The following is a 7,476-nucleotide window of genomic DNA, read 5'->3' on the forward strand; positions in this document are numbered from 1 at the left end:
TCGATACGCTTTTACGCACAGATTTCGCCATACGCAAGTATCCTAGCTACGCGGGGGCTTGGCCCCTCCCGCGACCGGACCTTCACCGGCTAGAAGATGCGTGCTTTCTGGGCACGCCGCATGCAAAAAAGAGACCCGCAGCATGTCCATGCGCGGGTCTCTCCCGTAATACAGCTATTGTTCGTCCGAAGGCGTGAGTCCCTGCAGGGCCGCCTTATCTTCTTCCAGCGATTCCGCCGCCTGCTGCACAGCCTCCTGGTTCTCGCTGAAGCCGGCTTGGTCGATCGCCCGCTCCGCGCGCTCCACAGCCGTCTCGGCCTGCTCGATGAGCTGGCTCGAAGGATGGGTCTGCGCTTGCTTGACCGCGTGATGGGCGGTCTCCACCGAGTTTTGCGCCTGGGAAATCGGATTTTGCGATTGAAGACTGGAATCGTACTCGTAACGTGGCATCATTCGTCCTCCTTTCCACATACAGGATCGCTGTTAATGTGGGAAAAAGCGGACCTTTTTATGCGGCGGCCGCAGTGAACGCCGCTGCGCCGCTCCGGCCATGCGCCATATGCCCGTTGTCAGGAGGAGATGACGCGCTTCGCGGACACGATGCGCCCCTTCCAGGCGGCATCCAGCTCGGTGACCGTCACGCCGATCCCGACGCGGTATGTATGCAGCACCTTGTTGTCTCCCAAATACACGGCGACATGCCCAATCCGCTGCAGCCCTTTTTCGTTCTTGCGCTGCGGCGTTGTAAAGAACAGCAGATCGCCCTTGCGTACATCCGCCACCTTCACCTCTTGGCCGGTCTGGCTTTGCTGCCGCGAATCGCGCGGCAGCGTGACGCCGCTGCGGCCAAATATGTATTTGGTGAACGACGAGCAGTCGAACGTGTCGGTTTGCTTCGCAGAGGCGCCGAACTCATAAGGCGTCCCTTTATATTTCAGCCCCGCAGCAATGACCTCGTCAGCCTTCCGCTCCCAGGCCGGCCGATCCGCATTGAAGCGATAATCTGTGGCCGAAGCCGCGACATAGCCGCTGCGGCCGTTCACGGTGACGGCCAAATAGTCCCGGCTCGTCTCCGCCGTTACGTTCACCTTCGTGCCCGCGGGCAGCGTCTCCAGCACCGCTGCGCCCGGGTCCGCCTTCGCCAGCATGACGCCGGAGCTTGTCATGGCAGCTGTACCGGGCGAGTAATCGACTGCTTGCTGCGCCGGCAAATCCGACGCAGGATCGTCGCTGCGGGACGGATCGAGAATCGTAGCCGTGTTCGTCGCGTCATCCCAGCCGACCTCGTATCCAAGCGTTTCCGCCAAGAGCCGGATGGGGATATAGGTGGTTCCTTTATAATTCATGCTTCCGGGAAGCTGTTCCGTCCCGTCGTGATAGCCGTCCGCGGAGGAGAATTGCTTACCTCCCGCCTTCCATTGAAACGGAGCCAGGTCGGCTGTCACCTGCTGCAGCTTCCCCGAAGCCAGAGAAATGCCCGAGCCGAGCCCTCCCGCAAATACGACAAGCCCGAGCGCCGTGTAGAGCAGTGGCTTTCTTGCCATGATGCCGCCTCCCAAGTGAGATGTTTGTCTCTACACTATTCGGCGGCGAAGAGCGGTTTAGCGGGAGCGGACGGGAGCGAATGGCCGTCCAATTTCTTCCTGACCTTACTGACGGCTCCTTGACGGCATGTCAGCGTGTCGGCCTATCGGCGTGCAGCTACTCGAACAGGTCAAGCTGCTTCGGAGCGAACTCCAGCGTCGGCATGCCGAGCTGCTGCATCAGCTCGATCGCGTTCCCCGCCGCATCGCCGCCGGAATTGTTGTTGAATACGATGCAAACTTCCCGCGTGCTCTCCAGCAATTTCTCCGCATTCTGCTTCCATTCGAGCAGCTCCTCGGCGTTGTAGCGGTACAAATACCGTACCTCGCGCCAGTTCGGCGCGCCGCCCTGATTCCAGCCGGACACGTTGCGACCGTGCATCCGAACGATCGTCAGACCGGGATCGGTCGCTTCGAGCACCGTCGGCACCGACCCGGCGCCTGCCTGCGGCTCGTCGCAGACGCTGTGAATCCACCCTTCCCGGCGCATGAACGCCAGCGTCTTGTCCCGCATCTCCCCGGCAAACCAGCTCTGATGGCGAAATTCCAGGGCAACCGGCACATCCCCCATGAGCGTTCTCGCCTCGCGGACGAGCGCCACGTTCTCCCGCGTGCAATCGAACCAGGGCGGGTACTGGAACAATACCGCCTTCAGCTTGCCCGCTTCGCGCAGCGGAGCGATCGAGTCGCGAAACGCGCCGAACATCGCCTCCGTGCTCTCGAATGGAGGGCCGCCCCGCAAATGCCCCGTCATGCCTTGATACGCTTTGACGATAAAGCCGAACCCGGCCGGGGTGTCGCTCGCCCATCGTTCAAACTGGGCCGCCGCTTGAATCGCATAGAACGAGCTATCGACCTCGACGATCGGGAAATAACGGCTGTACACTTTTAACTTGTCGCGGGCCGGGAGCCCTTTCCCGTAAAGATCGTCATGATCTCCCCAGCCTGCCAGTCCGATTCGGATCATAAGCCACCTCGAATCCCTGCGAATCTTTTTACAAACAGTATACCGATTGCCTCCAAAGTTTGACAAACAGCCGGATAGCCAATTCACGCAAGCGGTCGGCGCGCGCATCCTTCCGCTCTCTGCTTCGTATGATATGTTCATAAAGGAGAGGAACTGCCATGTCGGAGTCAATGAACCGTAACCCGGTCGCGACGGAAACCCGGGAGGAGCTGCTGCGAGCGCTCCATGAAATCGAAGCGTGGGAGACAAGCCAGAAGGACTTGTGGTTTTGGGAAAAGCTGGGGCGGCTGCCGTTCATGTTGCTCGACCGGCTGACCCCGCGATTCGTGCAGGACAAGATCGGTCAAGCGCTCGACGAAGTCGGAAGCTACGTGCAGACTGGAGGCACGTATTTGCTCTCGGAGACAAGCGTGCTCCGCCGGCTGGAAGAGCAACTGGGCGGAAGCGGCCCGCTCGCCGGGACAGGCAGCCTGACGCTGGAGGAGGTGCCGTCTCTTCCGCTATCCGTCATGGACCGGTCAGCGGCAGTACTCGCCGAGCATCGCTCCAATCTGGCTGCAGCGCAAGGGGCGACGACCGGGATCGGCGGCCTCTTCACGCTTGCGGTCGATATTCCCGCCATTCTCGGCCTGTCGCTGAAGGTGATCCAAGAGATGGCGATCGTCTACGGCTTCGACCCGAAGCAAAAGCGAGAGCGTCTGTTCACGGTCAAATGCTTGCAATTCGCCTCCTCCGACATCGTCGGCAAGAAGGCGATTCTGGAGGAGCTCGCCGACTTCGACAACGAACGGCGGCCCAAGGAGGTCGTCTCCCAGCTGCAGGGCTGGCGGGAAGTGATCAACGCATACCGCGACAACTTCGGCTGGAAGAAGCTGTTCCAGCTCGTCCCGATCGCCGGCATGATCTTCGGCGCCGTCATCAACCGCAGCACGCTGCAGGACGTGGCCGAAGCGTCGGGCATGCTGTACCGCAAACGGCGCGTAAACGAGCGGCTGCGCAGCTCGGGCTATAGTCCGGACGAGGCGCCTCCTGAGACGAAATAGAACGGCAGCCGGATACTACCGGCTGCCGTTCTCGGCATTTCACTTGCGTGTTACATGGAAGCGAGCCAATGGCTCACCGCATCGCTTATGACGTCCGCGACCCGGCTCACCGCCGCCGTCAACCGGTCCAGTCCCGCGCTCAAATCATGCAAAAGCCCATTCTGCTCGCGCAGCACGCCCGTTTGTTCGTGAATCGCCGAACGGACTCCCTCCATTTCCCCCGCCCCTATGATCACTCCGGCAGCCATCACTCCGATGCCGATCACCGCAACGATCAGCCACAGCCATCCTTGGCTGTGCCATGGCTTGCTGCGCCGCGGCTCGGCCTCGGGCGGCTGCGGTGCGTAAGGCTGCGGTCGATACCCTTCGTATGGCGGCATCTGCATCTCACGCTCGGGCGGCTGCCTTCTCATCGCATTCGTTTCCATTTCCTGTTCAGGCCTTGCAGGACGATTCGTGTCTAGACTCATGTTCACCACTCCTCTAATCCTTTTCGTTATGAAGCAGGAATGCTATATACGGTTCGTAAGCGCCGTTCCTTTTTGAGGGCGGATCGCTTACCGCATGATCCGATCGTTGTGCTCCTGATTCAACGCGGCAGCAGACGGGTAAGTAGTCCGTAAGACAACGTCCCTACTCTCTATTACCCAATAAGGCGCTTCCGGCAACACACAATTTTTTACGAAAAGGCGGTGTTTTCCATGGAAGGTTTATTGCTCTTGTTGGTTGTTCTGGCCGTTATTTATTGGATGTACCGGCGCAATGCGAATTGGAGAACCGTTATCGCCCGATCCGGCGAGGATGCAGGCGAGGTGGAAGCAAAATACGCTTACCTCCAGTCGAATCAAGTGAAATGCAGAATCAAATCGGACAGCGACGCCAGTCTCGGCGCCGTGCAGCCCGCCGCCGGAGCCGATTGGAACGGGGTGGAGCGGAAGAAGCTTCAGGTCCACTCCAAAGATCTGGAGCGGGCGGAGGCGCTGCTGGAGCAGTACGAGCAGGAACAGCCGTCCTCCATGATCCATTTGTGATCGTTCATACGGCCCTTGCGCAAGAGGCGACTCGCCTCTTCCCCGCAGGGGCCTTTGTCTTCCCCGCATCCTGCCTCCTGCCCCCCCGCTGTCCCAACGGCTCCAGCTCCGTGAAGTTTGACAAACAACCGAGGCGGCAGACTCCTGGTCCCGTCGCGAGGTTCTTCGTCGCAAGCCCCTTACCTATGCCTGTCACCGTTTTCGGCAATCCCTGCGAACCGGCCGAACAAAGACTGGCCCTGGAACGCAGCCGTATTCGATCGCCTAACAGCAATCGCGAAAGCGGCATACTTTTCTTGGTTGCGCGAATTTGCTAATATTAAACTTAAAAATTACGGCACTGCGCTGATATCAGCGGAATACGATGATAAACGCGCTTCTTTTGGTGTATGATAGTAATTATATAAATTTTGGAAAGCGCGAGCTTGCCCGTAAGAAAGGTTGATATGATGGAAACGACGAAGCCGGCACCTGCATCATCTACGAATTATATTAAAACGATCATTGCGGAAGATCTGAAGTCGGGCAAAACGCAGGAGGTCGTCACACGCTTCCCGCCGGAGCCGAACGGCTACCTCCATATCGGGCATGCCAAATCGATCTGCCTTAATTTCGAACTGGCGGACGAATTCGGCGGACGAACGCATTTGCGCTTCGACGACACGAACCCGCTCAAGGAAGATACGGAATATGTACGATCGATCAAAGAGGACGTCCAGTGGCTTGGCTTCGATTGGGACAAGCTGTTTTTCGCCTCCGATTATTTCGAGGAGATGTACGACCGCGCCGTCGTGCTGATCCAGAAGGGCAAAGCCTTCGTGTGCGACTTGACGGCCGAGCAAATCCGCGAGACGCGCGGCACCTTGACGGAGCCGGGCCAAAACAGCCCGTACCGCGACCGAAGCGCAGAGGAAAACCTCGATCTGTTCAAGCGGATGCGCGCAGGGGAATTCAAGGACGGCGAGAAGGTGCTGCGCGCCAAAATCGATATGGCGTCACCGAACATCAACATGCGCGATCCGGTCATTTACCGGATTGCCCACGCCCATCATCATAATACGGGCGACAAATGGTGCATCTACCCGATGTACGATTTTGCCCATCCGCTGGAGGATGCCATCGAGGGCGTGACGCATTCGATCTGTACGATGGAATTTGCCGATCACCGTCCGCTTTACGACTGGGTCATCGCGGAATGCGAGATGGAGTGCGTGCCGCACCAATACGAATTCGGACGGCTGAACCTGACCAATACGGTGATGAGCAAAAGACTGCTGAAGCAGCTCGTGGACGAGAAAGTGGTGGACGGCTGGGACGACCCGCGGATGCCGACCATCTCCGGCTTGCGGCGCAAAGGCTACACCCCGGAAGCGATCCGCGATTTCATTCGCGAAACCGGCGTCGTGAAGACGAATAACAGCGTCGTCGAAGAGAAGATGCTGGAGCACTTTATCCGTGAGGATTTAAAGCTGAAGGCGCTGCGGACGATGGCCGTGCTGAACCCGCTGAAGGTGGTCATCACCAACTACCCGGAAGGACAATCCGAGCTGCTCGACGCGGAGAACAATCCGGAGAATGAGGCGATGGGCCACCGGCAAATTCCTTTCTCACGGGAAATTTACATCGAGCAGGACGATTTCATGGAGGAGCCGGTCAAAGGGTACTTCCGCCTTTTCCCCGGCAATGAAGTGCGGCTGAAGCACGCATATTTCATCAAATGCGAGGAAGTCGTGAAAGACGAGCAAGGCCATGTGACGGAGCTGCGCTGTACGTATGACCCGGAAACAAAGAGCGGCAGCGGCTTTACCGGCCGGAAAGTGAAAGGGACGATTCACTGGGTGGAAGCTTCGCAGGCGCGCCCGGCGGAATTCCGCCTGTACGAGCCGCTCATCCTCGATGAGGATATGGCGGAAGGCACGTCATTCCTGGACAACATTAATCCGAAATCGATTGAGACACTGCAGGGGTTCGTGGAAAGCAACATGTCGGAGGCAAAAGGACAAGACAAGTTCCAATTTTTCCGCCACGGCTATTTCAACGTCGATCCGAAGCAAACGACGGCGAAGAAGCTTGTCTTCAACCGCATCGTATCGCTCAAAAGCTCATTTGACGCGAAAGGCAAGTAAGCAAGCGAATCAGAGGCAAGCCCGCATCCCGGCGCCGGAATGCGGGCTTTTTACCGCATATTCCGACTCTCTCTGTGGTGCCATTTTATGGTTCAGGGGGGAAGTCGACTGGATGAGCGCGCGTTTCGTTGCGAAGGATAAGGCTCGCCCCCCCGATGAGGCCGGCGGGAGGCGGTCGGCGCGTCCTGCAATAAAGCTTTTGACTTCTTACGGAGGTTCGATTATAATTTTAGTAACTTACTTTTTTAAAGTTTAAAATGTGGCAAAGCAACTACGATAAATAACCAAGAAGGAGGACACGGTATGGGATCGTCATTTTTTATCGCTCACGGCAGCCCGATGCTGGCTATCCAACATAACGATTACACGCAGTCGCTGCAACGGCTGGGGGAGCGGATCGGCAGACCGGAAGCGGTCGTCGTCTTTTCCGCCCACTGGGTAAGCCCCCGGCAAACCGTAACGTATACAGAAGGAACATTGGAGACGATTTACGATTTCGGCGGCTTTCCGCGGGAGCTGTTCGAGGTCGTGTACCCGGCGAAGGGCTCCGTTCCGGTCGCCAAGCAAATTCTGGAGCTGTTTCAATCGCACGGCATTGAAGCCGGCGTCAGCCAAACCCGCGGGCTGGATCACGGAGCATGGGTCATCCTGAGGCACTTGTTCCCGGAGGCGGACGTGCCCGTCATCAACGTCTCGGTCAACCCGGCCCTCCCGCCCGAGCAGCAA

The 7,476-nt window shown here is 58.3% G+C and carries 8 protein-coding genes; 4 read left to right on the plus strand and 4 right to left on the minus strand.

Going from position 1 to position 7,476, the window contains the following annotated elements:
* Nucleotides 1-174: 174 nt before the first annotated feature.
* From KXG62_RS33380 to KXG62_RS33390, 3 genes are all read right to left on the minus strand, one after another.
* Nucleotides 175-450, minus strand: a complete 276-nt coding sequence (locus tag KXG62_RS33380; protein WP_218096329.1) for a hypothetical protein — start codon at nt 448-450, stop codon at nt 175-177.
* 119 nt (nt 451-569) lie between these two features.
* Nucleotides 570-1,544 carry a C40 family peptidase gene (locus KXG62_RS33385; protein WP_218096323.1) on the minus strand — a complete coding sequence of 325 codons (975 nt, stop codon included), beginning with the start codon at nt 1,542-1,544 and terminating at the stop codon, nt 570-572.
* 157 nt (nt 1,545-1,701) lie between these two features.
* Nucleotides 1,702-2,550 carry a DUF72 domain-containing protein gene (locus KXG62_RS33390; RefSeq protein ID WP_218096324.1) on the minus strand — a complete coding sequence of 283 codons (849 nt, stop codon included), beginning with the start codon at nt 2,548-2,550 and terminating at the stop codon, nt 1,702-1,704.
* 158 nt (nt 2,551-2,708) lie between these two features.
* Here KXG62_RS33390 and KXG62_RS33395 point away from each other — a divergent pair, with 158 nt between their 5' ends.
* Nucleotides 2,709-3,593: an EcsC family protein gene (locus KXG62_RS33395; RefSeq protein WP_218096325.1), complete on the plus strand. Its 885-nt coding sequence runs from the start codon at nt 2,709-2,711 to the stop codon at nt 3,591-3,593.
* A 50-nt stretch (nt 3,594-3,643) separates the two neighbouring features.
* Here the strand turns inward: KXG62_RS33395 and KXG62_RS33400 are convergent, their stop codons facing one another.
* Nucleotides 3,644-4,063, minus strand: coding sequence for a hypothetical protein (locus KXG62_RS33400; protein ID WP_218096326.1), 420 nt, complete (start codon nt 4,061-4,063; stop codon nt 3,644-3,646).
* A gap of 231 nt (nt 4,064-4,294) precedes the next feature.
* Between KXG62_RS33400 and KXG62_RS33405 the strand changes: the two genes are divergently transcribed.
* From KXG62_RS33405 to KXG62_RS33415, 3 genes are all read left to right on the plus strand, one after another.
* Entirely contained in the window at nt 4,295-4,624 is a 330-nt protein-coding gene (locus tag KXG62_RS33405; protein WP_218096327.1) for a hypothetical protein, read from the plus strand.
* 449 nt (nt 4,625-5,073) lie between these two features.
* Complete coding sequence (locus KXG62_RS33410; protein WP_218096330.1) at nt 5,074-6,750, plus strand: glutamine--tRNA ligase/YqeY domain fusion protein; 1,677 nt, start codon at nt 5,074-5,076, stop codon at nt 6,748-6,750.
* 303 nt (nt 6,751-7,053) lie between these two features.
* A partial coding sequence (locus KXG62_RS33415; protein ID WP_218096328.1) for a DODA-type extradiol aromatic ring-opening family dioxygenase occupies nt 7,054-7,476 on the plus strand: 423 nt, incomplete at its 3' end.

This window comes from Paenibacillus solanacearum (genome assembly GCF_910593845.1).
In the GTDB taxonomy this organism is placed as follows: Bacteria; Bacillota; Bacilli; order Paenibacillales; family NBRC-103111; genus Paenibacillus_G; species Paenibacillus_G solanacearum.